This window comes from Tatumella sp. JGM118, assembly GCF_018257515.1.
In the GTDB taxonomy this organism is placed as follows: Bacteria; Pseudomonadota; Gammaproteobacteria; order Enterobacterales; family Enterobacteriaceae; genus Tatumella; species Tatumella terrea.
Map to the genome: position 1 here is coordinate 35721 of NZ_JAERJR010000011.1, position 15408 is coordinate 51128.

The window sequence follows — 15408 nt, forward strand, 5'->3', positions numbered from 1 at the left end:
TAAGGGGAATTTTGTGAAACCTGCTGCTCGCCGCCGTGCCCGGGAGTGTGCCCTCCAGGCACTCTATTCCTGGCAGATATCCAATAATGACATTTCCGATGTGGAATACCAGTTTCTGGCGGAACAGGACGTCAAAGATGTTGATGTTAACTATTTCCGCGAAATACTGGCGGGTGTCGCGAACAACAGTGCCTACCTTGATGGTCTGATGCAGCCTTACCTGACCCGTCGTCTGGATGAGCTGGGCCAGGTTGAAAAAGCCGCATTACGTATTGCGCTGTATGAACTGAGCAAGCGTGACGACGTGCCTTATAAAGTCGCTATCAACGAAGGTATTGAACTGGCGAAGGTCTTTGGTGCCGAAGACAGCCATAAGTTTGTGAATGGCGTTCTGGATAAAGCAGCACCACAAATTCGTCCGAATCGTAAGTAATGATACTCAGGCCGGTTCTCCGGCCTTTTTTATATCAATAACGTACCTGTTGAGTGATCCCGCTTATGTCCTGTGGCGAATTTGAGCTCATTGCTCGTTATTTTAATCGTGTTACCAGCTCGCGTCGTGATGTCATCAAAGGCATCGGAGACGATTGTGCTCTTCTTAATGTCCCTGAAAAAAAGACCCTGGCGATCAGTACCGATACGCTGGTGGAAGGGATACATTTCCTGCGTGATATTCATCCTTCCGATCTTGGCTATAAAGCCTTAGCGGTCAATCTCAGTGATCTTGCGGCGATGGGGGCAGACCCTGCCTGGCTGACACTGGCACTGACGTTACCGTCGGTCGATGAGGCGTGGTTGCAGGCGTTCAGTGACAGCCTGTTTGAACTGCTGGATTACTACGACATGCAACTGGTCGGCGGAGATACGACCCGTGGCCCGCTCAGTATGACGCTGGGTATTCACGGGCTGGTTCCGGAAGGGCGGGCACTGAAACGCAACGGTGCCAAACCGGGTGACTGGATCTTTGTGACCGGTACCCTGGGGGACAGCGCCGCCGGGCTGGCACTGTTACAGCATCATGTCCGTACCGACGACCCGGCCATCTATGAGGCGCTGATCAAGCGCCATCTCCGGCCAGTCCCCCGCATCCTGCAGGGCCAGGCGCTGCGTGATCTCGCCACGTCAGCGATAGATATTTCGGACGGTCTGCTGGCGGATATCGGACATATTCTGAAGAACAGCCGGGTCGGTGCCAGAATCAACATCGATACCTTGCCACTCTCTACCGCACTGACCGAAGGGTTCGGTAAAGAGCAGGCACAACGCTGGGCGCTCGGTGGTGGTGAAGATTATGAGCTATGTTTCACCGTACCGGAGATCAATCGCGGTGCGCTGGCGGTCTCCCTTGACCACCTCGGTGTTCCTTATCACTGTATCGGCCAGATAGCGCCGGAAAGTGAAGGGCTGGTGCTGCTGGATCAGGGTAAGCCTGCCACGCTTCATGTGAAAGGATACGATCATTTTGGCCGGAAATAGACAACAAGTTATCTCACGTCTGCGACTGAGTAACCCGTGGCACCTCCTCGCCGTAGGTTTCGGTAGCGGACTCAGCCCGGTGATGCCGGGCACTGCCGGGTCACTGGCGGCGATCCCGTTCTGGTATTTTCTGATCCAGCTGCCGCAGGAACTCTATTATCTGATCGTGTTACTGGGGATCTGTCTGGGGGTCTATCTCTGCCACAGAACCGCAAAAGATATGGGTGTGCATGATCATGGCAGTATTGTCTGGGATGAATTTATCGGTATGTGGATAACGCTGGTGGCGATCCCGAATCATCACTGGCAATGGATAGCGATCGGATTCGTGGTGTTCCGCGTTTTTGATATCTGGAAACCCTGGCCTATCCGCTGGTTTGATCGCAATGTCCGGGGCGGAATGGGGATTATGGTCGATGATATTGTCGCCGGGGTGATCTCTGCGGCGTTAATCTTTGCAGTGGCACACTACTTTCCTGCCTTCATTCCCTTCTGATTAAGCATCACCGGGTCAGAAAGCAGTCAGATTCGGCACACAGGTTGCCGAATCTGACTTACCGCTTACAGGGCCTGCCAGCGTTCGATAGCCGCCAGAATCCCCTCAGCATCCAGCCCCAGGTCATGACGCACTTCATCCTGAGTCCCCTGCGAAATAAAGCGGTCAGGCAGCCCCAGGTTCAGTACTGGCGTCATGCGACGTGCCGCCATCAGGATCTCATTCACTCCGCTACCGGCCCCCCCACTGATGGTGCCTTCTTCCAGCGTCACCAGCAGGTCATGGCTTTCCGCCAGTTCCAGCACCAGAGCCTGATCCATAGGTTTCACGAAGCGCATATCGGCCAGGGTAGCATTCAGGGTTTCGGCCACGCTTTCGGCTTCAGGCAATAACGTCCCGAAGTTCAGAATAGCAATTTTCCCGCCCTGACGTTTCACGAGGCCTTTACCCAGCGGAAGCTGTTGCAGTGGCTCACTTTCCAGCCCGCGACCATTGCCACGCGGATAGCGCACGGCACTTGGCCCCTGCTGATGGTGATAACCGGTATACAGCATATTCCGGCACTCATTTTCATCACTCGGTGTCATGATCACCAGGTCAGGAATACAGCGCAGGAAGGCGATATCGAAGGCACCCTGGTGCGTCTGTCCGTCGGCACCGACAATGCCTCCGCGGTCAATGGCAAACAGCACCGGCAATTTCTGAATAGCCACATCATGAATCAACTGATCGTAGGCGCGCTGCAGGAAGGTCGAGTAAATGGCAACCACCGGTTTATAGCCGCCGATAGCCATCCCTGCGGCAAAGGTCACCGCATGCTGTTCGGCAATGGCGACATCAAAATATTGCTGCGGATATTCGCGGGAAAAACGGACCATTCCGGACCCTTCGCGCATCGCAGGGGTAATCCCCATCAGCTTATCATCCTGCGCAGCCATCTCACACAGCCAGTCGCCGAAGATTTTGGAGTAGGTTGGTATACCGCCTTTGCTCTCAGGCAAAGCACCGCTGGCCGGGTCGAATTTAGGCACCGCATGCCAGGCGATAGGGTCCTGCTCCGCGGGCGCGTAGCCTTTCCCTTTGCGGGTAATAATATGCAGAAATTGCGGGCCGGTCAGCTCACGCATATTGGTCAGGGTACTGACCAGTGTCAGCACATCATGACCGTCGACCGGACCGATATAATTAAAGCCAAGCTCCTCGAATAAGGTGCCGGGGGAAACCATCCCTTTCAGATGTTCTTCGGTACGTTTCACCAGCTCTTTGATCGGCGGAAGGCCGGTCAGCACACGTTTGCCACTTTCCCGCAACCGTGAATAGGTTTTTCCGGAGAGGATCTGAGCCACCCGGTTATTCAGTGCACCGACATTCTCTGAAATCGACATATCGTTATCATTCAGGATCACCAGCATATCCGGTTTGATATCGCCGGCATGGTTCATGGCTTCAAAGGCCATACCTGCGGTGATGGCACCGTCACCTATCACACAGACGGTGCGGCGTCCTGCGGCTTCTTTTTCTGCGGCCACCGCCATGCCCAGTCCGGCACTGATCGAGGTTGATGAATGACCAACACTCAGTACGTCGTGTTCACTCTCATCGCGCCACGGAAACGGGTGCAGCCCGTTTTTCTGACGGATAGTACCGATGCGATCACGACGGCCGGTCAGGATCTTGTGCGGATAGGCCTGATGACCAACATCCCAGACCAGATGATCGAACGGGGTGTTGTAAACATAGTGCAGAGCGACCGTCAGTTCGACGACCCCCAGTCCGGAGGCAAAATGCCCGCTGGACTGGCTGACACTGTCGAGCAGGTATTGACGCAGCTCCCCACACAGGGCAGGGAGCTTCTCTTTTGGCAATAGACGTAATTCCTGCACTGTGCTTGCCAGCGCCAGTGTCGGGTATTGGGTGGTATCAAAACTCATCAGTGACTCATTATGGATGTTATTTATCACGTTCAATTATATAGCCCGCCAGCGCCCGTAATGAGGCGGTATCGAAAGATTTTCCGGCGAGCTTATCCAATGCATCCGTGGCTTCCTGGCAGAGCAGGCGGGCCTTTTCGCGTGCGCCTTCCAGGCCAAGCAGGGCCGGGTAGGTGCTTTTTCCCAGGGCAATATCGGCCCCCTGGCGTTTACCGATCACCTCGGTATCGCCGACAACATCGAGGATGTCATCCTGAACCTGAAAAGCCAGTCCGATAGCACTGGCATAGCGGTCAAGTTCCGGCAGCAGTGCCTGACCTTTTTCCCCGGCGCAACAGGCACCGAGTCTGACCGCCGCACGGATCAATGCCCCGGTTTTATGGCGGTGGATAGTCTCAAGCGCGTCCAGCCCCACGGACTGACCTTCAGCCGCTAAATCCAGCGCCTGTCCGCCACACATACCTGCAGCACCACTGGCCGCGGCGAGTTCAGAAATCATCGTCAGCCGGGCGTCTGCAGTGACTCCCTGCATCGGATGAGTACTCAGGGCAGTAAAGGCCAGCGTCTGTAAGGCATCACCGGCAAGAATAGCGGTATCTTCACCGAACGCGATATGACAGGTGGGCTGCCCCCGCCGTAAAGCATCGTCATCCATCGCGGGCAGATCATCATGAATCAGAGAGTAGGCATGGATACATTCAATGGCTGCGGCAGGGACATCCAGTACCGGCAGCGGAACTCCCAGCATATGACCGGTCGCATAGACCAGAAACGGACGCATGCGCTTACCGCCTAACAGTACGCCGTGCTCCATGGCGTTCACCAGAGGAGAACTCTGAAAGGGCAGATCATTAAGTAATCGGATTAATGTATTATCCACCCGCTCACGATAGGTGGCCAGTAATGTCGACAAATCCATCAGTGACTGTCCGGGGTGAAGGCATTCAGATCGGCAGTCTCATCCGGTTTCAGTAAGATCTGTACCCGTTGCTCGGCTTTCTGTAATGTTTGCTGGCCGGTTTTGGCAAGCTTTACGCCTTTTTCAAACTCGTTCAGGGCTTCTTCTAATGGCAATTCCCCCCCTTCCAGACGACGGACAATGCTTTCCAGCTCCTGCAGCGCTTGCTCAAAGCTGACAGAAGGTTCGGTTTTTTTAGGCATAGTAGACACCGGCTCAACGATTTATATATTCAATTGTAATCACTTATGGTAGCTGACCACAAACGATTAGCAAAATGATCAATGTGGCAGAGGTTGCAGAAGCAGAGTCGCAACAAAGATGATATACTCTCGCATCCTGGATGCGGGACACCACCTGTCGCTGTCCGCCATTCTCTGATTTTAACAGTTAAGTGTGTAAGTTATTAACACTTATTTTCCCTGAATAAGCCTGTGCCACCATGAAGTTTATCATAAAACTGTTTCCGGAAATCACGATTAAAAGCCAGTCTGTACGGCTGCGTTTTATTAAAATCCTCAACGGAAATATTCGCAATATCCTGAAAACCGTCGACGAAGAGATTAAAGTTGTTCGTCACTGGGACCACATTGTTGTCCGTTCTAAAAACGAAGCGCTGAAACCGGTCATTGCCGAAGAACTGACGCGTATCCCCGGGATCCATCATATCCTGGCGGTGGAAGAACATACTTACACCGATATGCACGATATCTTTGAGCAGACGCTGGCATTAAACCGTGAGCGACTTGAAGGTAAAACATTCTGCGTCCGCGCGAAACGCCGCGGCAAACAAGAGTTCAGCTCGCAGGATGTTGAGCGTTATGTCGGCGGCGGACTGAACCAGCATATCCCGACAGCCTCTGTCCGGTTAACCCGTCCGGAAGTGACGGTTAACCTGGAGATCGATGATGATCGCCTGTTGCTGGTGACCGAACGCTATGAAGGTCTCGGCGGCTTCCCTATCGGGACGCAGGACGATGTCTTATCGCTGCTTTCCGGCGGGTTCGACTCCGGAGTATCCAGCTATATGCTGATGCGTCGCGGATGCCGTGTGCACTACTGCTTCTTCAATCTCGGTGGGGCGGCCCATGAGATTGGTGTTCGTCAGGTCGCTCACTATCTCTGGACCCGGTACGGTCGTTCGCACCGTGTCCGCTTTGTTGCCATCGACTTTGAACCGGTGGTCGGTGCCATCCTCGAAAATATCGAAGACGGCCAGATGGGCGTTGTGCTTAAGCGTATGATGGTCCGTGCCGCTTCCATGGTGGCAGAGCGCTATGGTGTGCAGGCGCTGGTGACCGGTGAAGCTCTCGGTCAGGTCTCCAGCCAGACACTGACCAATCTGCGCTTAATTGATAATGCCAGTGACACCCTGATCCTGCGCCCGCTGATCTCTCATGATAAAGAGCAAATCATTGATGTGGCGCGTAAGATCGGCACAGAAGATTTTGCCCGTACCATGCCGGAATACTGTGGGGTGATCTCTAAAAGTCCGACAGTGAAAGCGCTGAAGAGTAAGATCCTGGCCGAAGAAGAAAACTTCGATTTCGGCATACTGGAAAAAGTGGTCGAAGAGGCCAACAATCTGGACATCCGTGAGATCGCCGAACAAGCGGCCCGCGACGTGGTTGAGATTGAAACGGTAGATGCGTTCGGTGAAAACGACAGTATCCTGGATATCCGGTCGGTCGATGAATACGAAGAAAGCCCGCTGCAGGCGGGAAATGTCGAGATCAAATCGCTGCCGTTTTATAAGCTTGGTAGCCAGTTTGCCGATCTTGACCAGAGTCGTACCTGGCTGCTGTACTGTGATCGGGGGGTAATGAGCCGCCTGCAGGCGCTTTACCTGCATGAGCAGGGCTATACGAATGTGAAAGTGTATCGTCCGTAACGCCCGGTAAACGATAAAGCCCGTGATAATGTTAATTATCGCGGGCTTTTTTATTTCAGCTTTCCTGGTAGTTATAGATCCCCGGGGCCAGGACCAGCGGTTCAGCCACTTCCCGGGCTTTGTCAGTACCGGCCAGCAGATCAATCAGTTTCAGCGCAAAATCGAATGCGGTCCCCGGCCCCTGACTGGTCAGCAGATTTACCCGCGGGTCCCAGACGACCCTGCGTTCGATCCACTGTTTTTCCGGAATACTTTCACGCAGGCCCGGGAACCCGGTCATATTTCCGTCCGGAAAAAGCTCATGGGCCGCCAGCACCAGCGCCGGTGCGGCGCAGATGGCGGCGACAATCCGGTCGGTGGTCCGGTACTGACGGAGGGTTTCCAGCAGCAGAACACTGTCACCGAAAGTCTCCGCACCTTGCTGACCTCCGGGCAGAACCAGCGCATCAAAAGGCTGATCCGCCACCGAAACCAGTGTGGTATCGCACTGTAATCGTACGCCACGGGAGCAGGTGATCAGCAGGTCACCCTGGCTTTCGACACTGGCGGTGGTGACATGAATGCCGGCCCTGACCAGCAGATCGATAACGGTAACGGCTTCAGTTTCTTCACTGCCATGCGCCAGACAAACCAGCACTGATTTTTGGGTGCCCATCGGCCGACTCCTTTGTTTTTACTCTCTGATATAATTCGCGATTAGCGGGGACAGGAATACCATACCCGACGGCCTTCCTCAGCAGATAGCCGGTGATATAGTCTATTTCGGTGCGACGTCCGGTGCGGATATCCTGCAGCATGGAGGAATAGTTAGCGGCACTGTTTTGCATAACATGGGTAACACTCTGCTGCAGTTGCCGGGCATCGGCGTGCAGGCCTTCACGGTTCATCACCGCCGCGATCTCCTCACAGAGCGTGGTAATTTCCCCGCTGTACTGCAGGAGTTCACCGTTAGGGCAATCGTATTTGATGCTGAGCGGATTGATCACACAATTGATGGCCAGTTTATTCCAGCAGGCAGGCAGAATATCGTTATGCCAGGCCACTTCCGGTAATGCCTCGTGCAGCAGATCAGCCAGCGGACTGAGGGGGTTTTCATCGCAGGCAACCGGCCCGAGATGGGTGACCCCGTGGGCAACATGGATAACGCGTCCCTGATGACGCCAGGCGGAATGTGTCGTAATCGCCCGCAGAACGGTCTGCGGCAGGGGCGGCAACTCATCGATGATCCCCATCCCGTTATGCATCAGCACGATAGTACAGTGCGGTGGCAGCAGGGGCTGTATTTGCAGGACGGCAGACGATATCTGCGCGGCTTTTAGCGTGACCAGCAGTAACTCACTGTCTGCCAGCCATCGCGGGTCATTGGCCGGAAAACTGTGACGATGCCTCTCTCCGTCAGGGGCGGTGATATGGACCGTCATCGACGGCTGTGCGCTGCGCAGCCACCCCTGAACCTCGTGTCCCTGACGGTGTAAGGCTGACAGCCAGAGTTGTCCCAGGGCACCACACCCCAGTACCGTAATCTTCATAATAACTCCCGGATAGCCGGCGACAAAAATACCGGTTTTCGTTGCCGGGTCTGATGTTTTCAGGACTCAGGCATTTTTTTACCGCGTCGATCTGCGTATTATGCATGGCAAAACCGACTCAGGAGAAGAGAATATGCCATCTTTCGATATTGTTTCTGAAGTTGAACTTCAGGAAGTGCGCAATGCGGTAGAAAATGCCAGCCGTGAATTATCTACCCGTTTTGATTTTCGTAACGTGGTAGCCGCGGTTGAATTAAACGAAAAAAATGAAACCATTAAGATCAGTTCGGAATCTGATTTTCAGGTGAAACAACTGGTGGATATTCTGCGTGAAAAATTACTGAAACGCGGAATTGAAGGTGCAGCACTGGAAGTGCCTGACGAGATCGAACACAGCGGCAAAAGCTGGTCAGTGGACGCGAAACTGAAAAAGGGCATCGAAACGGATGTCGCCAAAAAAATCGTAAAACTGATCAAAGACAGCAAGCTGAAAGTCCAGACGCAGATCCAGGGCGAGTCACTGCGGGTGACCGGAAAATCCCGCGATGACCTGCAAGGTGCGATGGCACTGGTTCGCGGCGGCAATCTGGGCCAGCCTTTCCAGTTTAAAAACTTCCGCGATTAACCCCTCCCTAAAAAAACGCGGCTTTCAGAAGCCGCGTTTTTTATAACCGTGTGTGGACTACACCTGCAGCGGCTGATACTCCGCAATAATCCTCTCCAGTGCCTCACGGCTGGTGACTTTACTGTCAATTTTCACATAGATGCTGTTTTCTTCCGGTATCATCATGACCGAGGAGACCCCTTCAACGGCAGATAACTTTTGCTCCAGACCCGGAGTATGGCGCAGTTGATCTGAGACCAGTCGCAGGCTGCTGACATACGGAGGCTCTTTCATGGTCAGGCTGACCAGCAGCCAGACCACGGCCAGCAGGGTTCCGGCCAGGAAAACGGTTTGCGCATCCATATGGCCGAAGATCCAGCCCCCCAGGCTCCCCCCGATAGCCACGCCGATAAACTGGCTGGTGGAATAGACACCCATCGCCGTTCCTTTATAACCCGCGGGGGATTCTTTACTGATCAGTGAGGGAAGAATGGCCTCCATCAGATTAAAACCGATAAAGAACACCTGAACACCGACGACCAGGGTCCAGAAGTGTGTGCCAGCCCCCCAGAGAATAATTTCTGCAATGACCAGCAAGGCCACACAACTGATAAACACGGCTTTCATCCTGCGTTTGACTTCGGCAATGATGACAAAAGGCATCACCACCACAAACGCAATCAGCATGGTAACGAAATAGACTTTCCAGTGCTGGGAGGCCGGGAATCCTGCGTTTTCGAACTGGCCGGGCAGGGCCACAAAACTGGACATCAGCAGGATGTGTAAGCAGAGAATACCGAAGTTCAGCTTCAGTAACCGCGGGCTGGCCAGTACCTTTTTAAAGCTGCCTTTTACCATCCCGGATTCACGGTTCAGCACATGATCTTTGGCGGAAGGGACAATGGCCAGCGTGATAAATATGCCGAGGGTCGCCAGTAGCGCAATCATCCAGAACAGCGCGTGCAGGCCAAGAATATGGGTGACGACCGGGCCGATAACCATGGCAATCGCAAAGGTCACCCCAAAACTGATCCCGATAAATGCCATCGCTTTGGTACGGTTCTGCTCGCGGGTCAGATCAGACAGCAGCGCCATCACTGCCGCGGCAATGGCTCCGGAGCCCTGTAAGGCGCGTCCGAGAATGATCCCCCAGATAGACTGCGTACAGGCAGCTATCACGCTACCCAGCACAAATAACAACAGCCCTCCGACGATTAAGGGTTTACGGCCTATGCGGTCAGACAGCAATCCGAACGGGATCTGGAATACGGCCTGAGCTAAACCATAGATGCCGATGGCTAAACCAATCAGCGCTTCGGAAGCCCCCTGCAGGGCCATACCATAGGTCGTTAATACGGGCAGCACCATAAACATACCCAGCATCCGTAGCGAAAAGACGGTGCCAAGCCCCCATGTTGCTCTCCGTTCCAGCGACGTCATTTTATTATCGTTCATTAAAACCTCTTTTTATTGACCGACGCTATAGTAAGGTGCGTAACAAGCCCGGTAAAATAATACTTTACAAACAGAAGTAACAAAAAAAGAAAAGGCGCGTATGTCGCGCCTTTTAGTTCTGACAGGGGAGGGACTTACCAGACGTAAGTCAGCAGGTCTCTGGAGGTCGGGGTCATAAAATCGACCGACATCATGACGCTGAGAGCGGTAATGGCAACAATGGAGAAGACGAATAATTTCCTGGCCCAGAGGCGATCATCATTGGTCCGCTTATAGCCGGAAAGGGCCATACCGAGCCACCAGAGACTCACCACCGCAGCAACCACCAGATACTTGTAACCCGCGTATCCGCCCAGAGAGAGCATCAACGTGGCTATCATAAATGCCAGAATATAAATGGTAATATGATGTTTCGCGACAGAGATCCCCTTCACCACCGGCAATACCGGAATATTAGCCGCCTGGTAATCTTTAAACCGGTAGATGGCAATGGCATAGGAATGCGGCATTTGCCAGAGGCTAAAGATAGCCAGCAGGATCAGGGCACCGGCATCGAATTCATTCGATACGGCACAGTAACCGATCACCGGTGGCGCAGCCCCCGAAAGACTACCGATTAACGTGCCGTACACTGAATGACGCTTCATATAGAGGCTATAGATGCCGACGTAGACGATGAAGCCAATCACTGACAACCACATGGCCAGTGGATTGGCACCAAAGTACAACATCATAAAGCCAGCAATACCCAGGAAGGTCGCATACACCAGGCTGGTTTTCGCGGAAATGAGTCCTTTCACAAGAACCCTGTTCTTTGTTCTCTCCATTTTCCGGTCGATATCCCGGTCGATCACGTTGTTAAACACACAACCTGATGCCACCACTAATGATACGCCGACCATGGAGGTGAGGAATAAGGTGTAATTAATACTGCCTTTGGAGGCCAGTAAAAACCCACCAACCACAGAAATTAGATTTCCGAAAATAATTCCTGGTTTTGTCACTTGCAGGTATTGCTTAATCATTACGTATAACTCTTAGTGGGGCATCATGTTGTAATTAAGGTTCCACATGATCCAGAGTGAGCCAACCACAACAATCAGGATAATGATTGCCGAGAAGACGATGGCCACCAGGTTCCAGCCCCCCTCTGACTTACGGTCCAGATGCAGGAAACAGACAAGATGAACGATCACCTGAACCACCGCACAAAGAACGACCACCACTAACGTCGTGCTTTTTTCTGCGCTACCCTCCATCACCATCCAGAACGGGATCCCCGTCAGGATGATGGAAAGAATAAAGCCCGTAATATAAGACTTCAGACTTCCGTGAGACGCGCCATGTTCATTTACGGTATGACTCATTACATGGCCCCCATCAGATAGACAATGGTAAATACACAGATCCAAACCACATCCAGGAAGTGCCAGAACAGGCTCAGACACATGATACGGGTACGGTTAGCTGCACTCAGCCCACGGGTGGCGACCTGATACATCAGGACCAGCATCCAGATAAGCCCACAGGTCACATGCAGACCATGCGTGCCGACCAGAGTGAAAAAGGCCGACAGGAAGCCGCTGCGTTGTGGCCCCCAGCCTTCGGCAATCAGATGGTGGAACTCATTGATCTCCATACCGATAAAGCCAAGACCGAACAGGAAAGTCAGCACCAGCCAGCCGACCACGGCATTTTTGCTGTTTCTGTTCATGGCGATGACAGAGAAGCCGTAGGTTATTGAGCTAAACAACAGCAACGCTGTTTCACCCAGAACATAAGGCAGTTCGAAGAAATCCTTACCTGAAGGCCCCCCGGCGGTGTTATGAACCATCACCGCATAGGTAGCAAACAGTGTTGCAAAGATAATGCAGTCACTCATCAGGTAGATCCAGAAGCCAAAGACTTTATTGGCTCCTGCATCGTGATGCCCATGCGCTGCATGGGCGTCGTGCTGTTTGGATAGAGTTGGAGAAGACATTATTTCACACCTGCTTTGCTGAGTTCTTCAAAGTGTTTGCGTTCAGTCCGTTCGACCTCTTCGACTGAGACATAATAATCCACGTCTTCATCGAAGCTTTTAGCAATCCACAGCGCAATAATGGCTACGAAAGAAACCCCCGCCAGCCACCAAATCCACCAGATCATGGCAAAACCGAAAACGGTGGCAAACAGCGCAATAATGGCCGGAACACCGCTATTTTTCGGCATATGAATGGCTTCATAGTGCGCAGGCTGCTGGTACGCTTCACCGCGTTCCTTCATTTCCCAGAACGCATCACGTTCATGGATTTCAGGGATTACGGCAAAGTTATACGCCGGAGGAGGGGAGGAGATAGACCACTCCAGTGTACGGGCACCCCACGGGTCACCCGTCAGATCACGGTTTTGATCGCGGTCACGGACAGAAACCCAGAACATAATCAGCTGACACAGAATACCCAGCGCGATAATCCCGGCACCACAGGCAGCCACCACCAGTAGCGGATGGAATTGCGGGTCAATGTTCTGGCTCAGACGACGGGTCATCCCCATAAAGCCTAACGCGTACAGCGGCATAAAGGCGACGAAGAAACCGATGATCCAGCACCAGAAAGAACGTTTGCCCCAGGTTTCATTCAGCGTGAAGCCGAACGCTTTCGGGAACCAGTAAGTGACACCCGCCATACAACCGAATACCACACCACCGATAATCACGTTATGGAAGTGAGCAATCAGGAACAGGCTGTTATGCAGCACAAAGTCAGCACCCGGTACGGCCAGCAGCACCCCGGTCATTCCGCCCACCGAGAAGGTGATAATAAAACCCACGGTCCAGAGCATCGGCGCGGTCATCTGAACGCGTCCCTGATACATGGTGAACAGCCAGTTAAAGATTTTCACCCCGGTCGGAATCGCGATGATCATGGTCATAATACCGAAGAAGGCGTTAACGTTGGCGCCGGCACCCATGGTGAAGAAGTGGTGGAGCCAGACAACAAACGACAATACGGTAATCGCCACGGTCGCCCACACCATGGAGGTGTAGCCAAACATCCGCTTTTTGGAGAACGTCGCGGTGACTTCAGAGAAGACCCCGAAGACCGGCAGCACCAGAATGTAAACTTCCGGATGTCCCCAGACCCAGATCAGGTTGACGTACATCATCATGTTGCCGCCCATTTCATTAGTGAAGAAATGGAAGCCCAGATAACGGTCAAGTGTCAGCAGTGCCAGGGTAACGGTCAGTACCGGGAACGCAGCGATAATCAGTACGTTGGTACACAGCGATGCCCAGGTAAAAATCGGCATTTTGAACATCGTCATGCCAGGTGCACGCATCTTCAGAATGGTGACGAAGAAGTTGATCCCGGTCAGTGTGGTCCCGATTCCGGATAACTGCAGACTCCAGATCCAGTAGTCGACCCCGACCCCGGGACTGTATTCACTCCCGGAAAGCGGCGGATAGGCCAGCCAGCCAGTCTGTGCAAATTCCCCGACCCCGAGCGACAGGTTAACCAGAATCACACCGATCGCGGTAAACCAGAAGCTGAGGTTGTTCAGGAACGGGAAGGCGACATCACGCGCACCAATTTGCAGGGGCACGGCAATGTTCATCAGTCCGACGACAAAAGGCATCGCCACGAAGAAGATCATAATCACGCCGTGCGCGGTGAAGATCTGATCGTAGTGATGCGGCGGCAGGAAGCCCGCCTCGCCGGCCGAGGCCAGTACCTGCTGGCTACGCATCATTATCGCATCGGCGAAACCACGCAACAGCATGACGAACGCCAGGATAATGTACATGATACCGAGCTTTTTATGGTCGATGGAGGTAATCCATTCAGACCACAGGTACTGCCACTTACCGAAGTAAGTGATAGCCGCCAGAATAGCGATACCGACAATGATAATAGCGGAGCAGGTCACCATGACGATTGGTACGTCTAATGGAACCGCCGCTAAACTTAATTTTCCTAACATGGTTTATTCCCCTGCTCCGGCGGTAGCCTGATGGCTCATATCCATACCTTCGTGCTGAGACATGGTCATATTCCCGTCATGTGCCATGAACTTATCGACAACCTCGTTGAAAAGTTGCGGATTCGCGGTAGAGAAGTACTCCACGGGATTATTCTCACTCGGTGCGGCCAGCTGGTTGAATTGATCCAGGGTGGTCAGCGTATTTGACGACGCCTTCACCTTATCTACCCATTGCTGGAAGTCCGCGTTGTCTTTGGTGGCAATGGCTTTGAACTTCATACCAGAGAAACCACGACCGCTGAAGTTAGACGAAATACCGTCAAAAATTCCTGGCTGATTGGCAATCAGGTGCAGTTTGGTCTGCATTCCTGCCATCGCGTAGATCTGGCTGCCAAGGGTAGGAATAAAGAAGGAGTTCATCACGGAGTTCGAGGTGATTCTGAAACTGACCGGCGTATTGACCGGGAAGGCAATCTGGTTAACCGTGGCTATCCCTTGTTCCGGGTAGATAAACAGCCATTTCCAGTCCAGGGCAATGACGTCAATCTCGACAGGTTTTACCTCTGAAGCGATAGGTTTTGCGGGTTCAAGTGCGTGAGTTGATTTCCATGTCAGCACACCCAGGAAGAGAATGATAAGGATAGGGACTATCCAGACCACTGCTTCCACTTTATTCGAGTGCGACCAGTTAGGTGAATATTTAGCGTTCGTATTCGACGCCCGATATTTCCAGGCAAACACGATAGCCATAAAGATTACAGGGATCACCACCACTAACATCAAGCCGAAGGCTGTCATGATCAGTGAACGTTGCTCCATTGCAATCTGACCTTTGGGATTTAATAAGGCACTATCACATCCGCTGAGTAACACTGCGCCGGTGATAAGTGACAAAATCCCCAAACATTTATTGTATTTCCTGAGTCTCATTTAACGACCTCAATGACAAAGGGCTTATTGTCGTTTAAGTGTGGTGGCATTTTACGGTAAGGTTTCTTTACTGTAAACCAAATTGAGGTTGTGTCATCAGAATGTATCCTTACCCTCAGTAAAATTTAACAAAGTTTACCCGGAGTTAAAAAGCTAAGATACATCAACCAGTTAG

The 15408-nt window shown here is 52.7% G+C and carries 16 protein-coding genes; 5 read left to right on the forward strand and 11 right to left on the reverse strand.

Annotated features, from left to right (window positions below):
* Positions 1 to 13: 13 nt before the first annotated feature.
* From nusB to pgpA, 3 genes are all read left to right on the forward strand, one after another.
* Entirely contained in the window at positions 14 to 433 is a 420-nt protein-coding gene (gene nusB, locus JK223_RS11250; RefSeq protein ID WP_025902495.1) for a transcription antitermination factor NusB, read from the forward strand.
* Between the two features lie 65 nt (positions 434 to 498).
* Positions 499 to 1476 carry a thiamine-phosphate kinase gene (gene thiL / locus JK223_RS11255; protein ID WP_212714274.1) on the forward strand — a complete coding sequence of 326 codons (978 nt, stop codon included), beginning with the start codon at positions 499 to 501 and terminating at the stop codon, positions 1474 to 1476.
* A complete protein-coding gene (pgpA, locus tag JK223_RS11260; RefSeq protein ID WP_212714338.1) occupies positions 1457 to 1972 on the forward strand; it encodes a phosphatidylglycerophosphatase A in 516 nt (171 codons plus the stop codon). Before thiL ends, pgpA begins: the two co-directional genes overlap by 20 nt.
* Positions 1973 to 2037: 65 nt before the next feature.
* Here pgpA and dxs read toward each other — a convergent pair whose 3' ends face one another.
* The 3 genes from dxs to xseB are packed head-to-tail and all read right to left on the reverse strand — an operon-like array spanning position 2038 to position 5064.
* Positions 2038 to 3903, reverse strand: coding sequence for a 1-deoxy-D-xylulose-5-phosphate synthase (gene dxs, locus JK223_RS11265; RefSeq protein WP_212714275.1), 1866 nt, complete (start codon positions 3901 to 3903; stop codon positions 2038 to 2040).
* A 19-nt stretch (positions 3904 to 3922) separates the two neighbouring features.
* Complete coding sequence (ispA, locus tag JK223_RS11270) at positions 3923 to 4822, reverse strand: (2E,6E)-farnesyl diphosphate synthase (protein ID WP_212714276.1); 900 nt, start codon at positions 4820 to 4822, stop codon at positions 3923 to 3925.
* Positions 4822 to 5064: an exodeoxyribonuclease VII small subunit gene (gene xseB, locus JK223_RS11275; RefSeq protein WP_212714277.1), complete on the reverse strand. Its 243-nt coding sequence runs from the start codon at positions 5062 to 5064 to the stop codon at positions 4822 to 4824. The genes ispA and xseB overlap by 1 nt, the downstream gene beginning before the upstream one ends.
* A gap of 239 nt (positions 5065 to 5303) precedes the next feature.
* Between xseB and thiI the strand changes: the two genes are divergently transcribed.
* Complete coding sequence (gene thiI, locus JK223_RS11280) at positions 5304 to 6752, forward strand: tRNA uracil 4-sulfurtransferase ThiI (protein ID WP_212714278.1); 1449 nt, start codon at positions 5304 to 5306, stop codon at positions 6750 to 6752.
* A gap of 55 nt (positions 6753 to 6807) precedes the next feature.
* On the opposite strand, the gene yajL is transcribed toward thiI, so the two are convergent.
* Positions 6808 to 7407, reverse strand: coding sequence for a protein deglycase YajL (yajL, locus tag JK223_RS11285; RefSeq protein WP_212714279.1), 600 nt, complete (start codon positions 7405 to 7407; stop codon positions 6808 to 6810).
* Positions 7361 to 8281 (reverse strand): 2-dehydropantoate 2-reductase, encoded by a 921-nt coding sequence (gene panE / locus JK223_RS11290; protein WP_212714280.1) that lies wholly within the window; start codon positions 8279 to 8281, stop codon positions 7361 to 7363. Before panE ends, yajL begins: the two co-directional genes overlap by 47 nt.
* Before the next feature lie 133 nt (positions 8282 to 8414).
* Between panE and JK223_RS11295 the strand changes: the two genes are divergently transcribed.
* Positions 8415 to 8906, forward strand: a complete 492-nt coding sequence (locus tag JK223_RS11295; RefSeq protein ID WP_212714281.1) for a YajQ family cyclic di-GMP-binding protein — start codon at positions 8415 to 8417, stop codon at positions 8904 to 8906.
* A 57-nt stretch (positions 8907 to 8963) separates the two neighbouring features.
* On the opposite strand, the gene JK223_RS11300 is transcribed toward JK223_RS11295, so the two are convergent.
* The 6 genes from JK223_RS11300 to cyoA all read right to left on the reverse strand — a co-directional run bounded on the left by JK223_RS11300 (position 8964) and on the right by cyoA (position 15233).
* Positions 8964 to 10340, reverse strand: coding sequence for an MFS transporter (locus tag JK223_RS11300; protein ID WP_212714282.1), 1377 nt, complete (start codon positions 10338 to 10340; stop codon positions 8964 to 8966).
* A 134-nt stretch (positions 10341 to 10474) separates the two neighbouring features.
* Positions 10475 to 11365, reverse strand: a complete 891-nt coding sequence (cyoE, locus tag JK223_RS11305) for a heme o synthase (protein ID WP_212714283.1) — start codon at positions 11363 to 11365, stop codon at positions 10475 to 10477.
* A gap of 12 nt (positions 11366 to 11377) precedes the next feature.
* Positions 11378 to 11707: a cytochrome o ubiquinol oxidase subunit IV gene (locus JK223_RS11310; RefSeq protein ID WP_212714284.1), complete on the reverse strand. Its 330-nt coding sequence runs from the start codon at positions 11705 to 11707 to the stop codon at positions 11378 to 11380.
* Entirely contained in the window at positions 11707 to 12321 is a 615-nt protein-coding gene (locus tag JK223_RS11315) for a cytochrome o ubiquinol oxidase subunit III (protein WP_212714285.1), read from the reverse strand. Before JK223_RS11315 ends, JK223_RS11310 begins: the two co-directional genes overlap by 1 nt.
* Entirely contained in the window at positions 12321 to 14303 is a 1983-nt protein-coding gene (gene cyoB / locus JK223_RS11320) for a cytochrome o ubiquinol oxidase subunit I (RefSeq protein ID WP_212714286.1), read from the reverse strand. The genes JK223_RS11315 and cyoB overlap by 1 nt, the downstream gene beginning before the upstream one ends.
* A 3-nt stretch (positions 14304 to 14306) precedes the next feature.
* Complete coding sequence (cyoA, locus tag JK223_RS11325; RefSeq protein ID WP_212714287.1) at positions 14307 to 15233, reverse strand: cytochrome o ubiquinol oxidase subunit II; 927 nt, start codon at positions 15231 to 15233, stop codon at positions 14307 to 14309.
* Positions 15234 to 15408 lie beyond the last annotated feature (175 nt).

Coding starts and splice junctions, on each gene's coding strand:
- cyoB (WP_212714286.1), bottom strand. CDS start 14,303: ATGTTAGGAAAATTAAGTTTAGCGGCGGTTCCATTAGACGTACCAATC.
- JK223_RS11315 (WP_212714285.1), bottom strand. CDS start 12,321: ATGTCTTCTCCAACTCTATCCAAACAGCACGACGCCCATGCAGCGCAT.
- ispA (WP_212714276.1), bottom strand. CDS start 4,822: ATGGATTTGTCGACATTACTGGCCACCTATCGTGAGCGGGTGGATAAT.
- JK223_RS11300 (WP_212714282.1), bottom strand. CDS start 10,340: ATGAACGATAATAAAATGACGTCGCTGGAACGGAGAGCAACATGGGGG.
- thiI (WP_212714278.1), top strand. CDS start 5,304: ATGAAGTTTATCATAAAACTGTTTCCGGAAATCACGATTAAAAGCCAG.
- thiL (WP_212714274.1), top strand. CDS start 499: ATGTCCTGTGGCGAATTTGAGCTCATTGCTCGTTATTTTAATCGTGTT.
- cyoE (WP_212714283.1), bottom strand. CDS start 11,365: ATGATTAAGCAATACCTGCAAGTGACAAAACCAGGAATTATTTTCGGA.
- yajL (WP_212714279.1), bottom strand. CDS start 7,407: ATGGGCACCCAAAAATCAGTGCTGGTTTGTCTGGCGCATGGCAGTGAA.
- panE (WP_212714280.1), bottom strand. CDS start 8,281: ATGAAGATTACGGTACTGGGGTGTGGTGCCCTGGGACAACTCTGGCTG.
- dxs (WP_212714275.1), bottom strand. CDS start 3,903: ATGAGTTTTGATACCACCCAATACCCGACACTGGCGCTGGCAAGCACA.
- JK223_RS11310 (WP_212714284.1), bottom strand. CDS start 11,707: ATGAGTCATACCGTAAATGAACATGGCGCGTCTCACGGAAGTCTGAAG.
- JK223_RS11295 (WP_212714281.1), top strand. CDS start 8,415: ATGCCATCTTTCGATATTGTTTCTGAAGTTGAACTTCAGGAAGTGCGC.
- cyoA (WP_212714287.1), bottom strand. CDS start 15,233: ATGAGACTCAGGAAATACAATAAATGTTTGGGGATTTTGTCACTTATC.
- xseB (WP_212714277.1), bottom strand. CDS start 5,064: ATGCCTAAAAAAACCGAACCTTCTGTCAGCTTTGAGCAAGCGCTGCAG.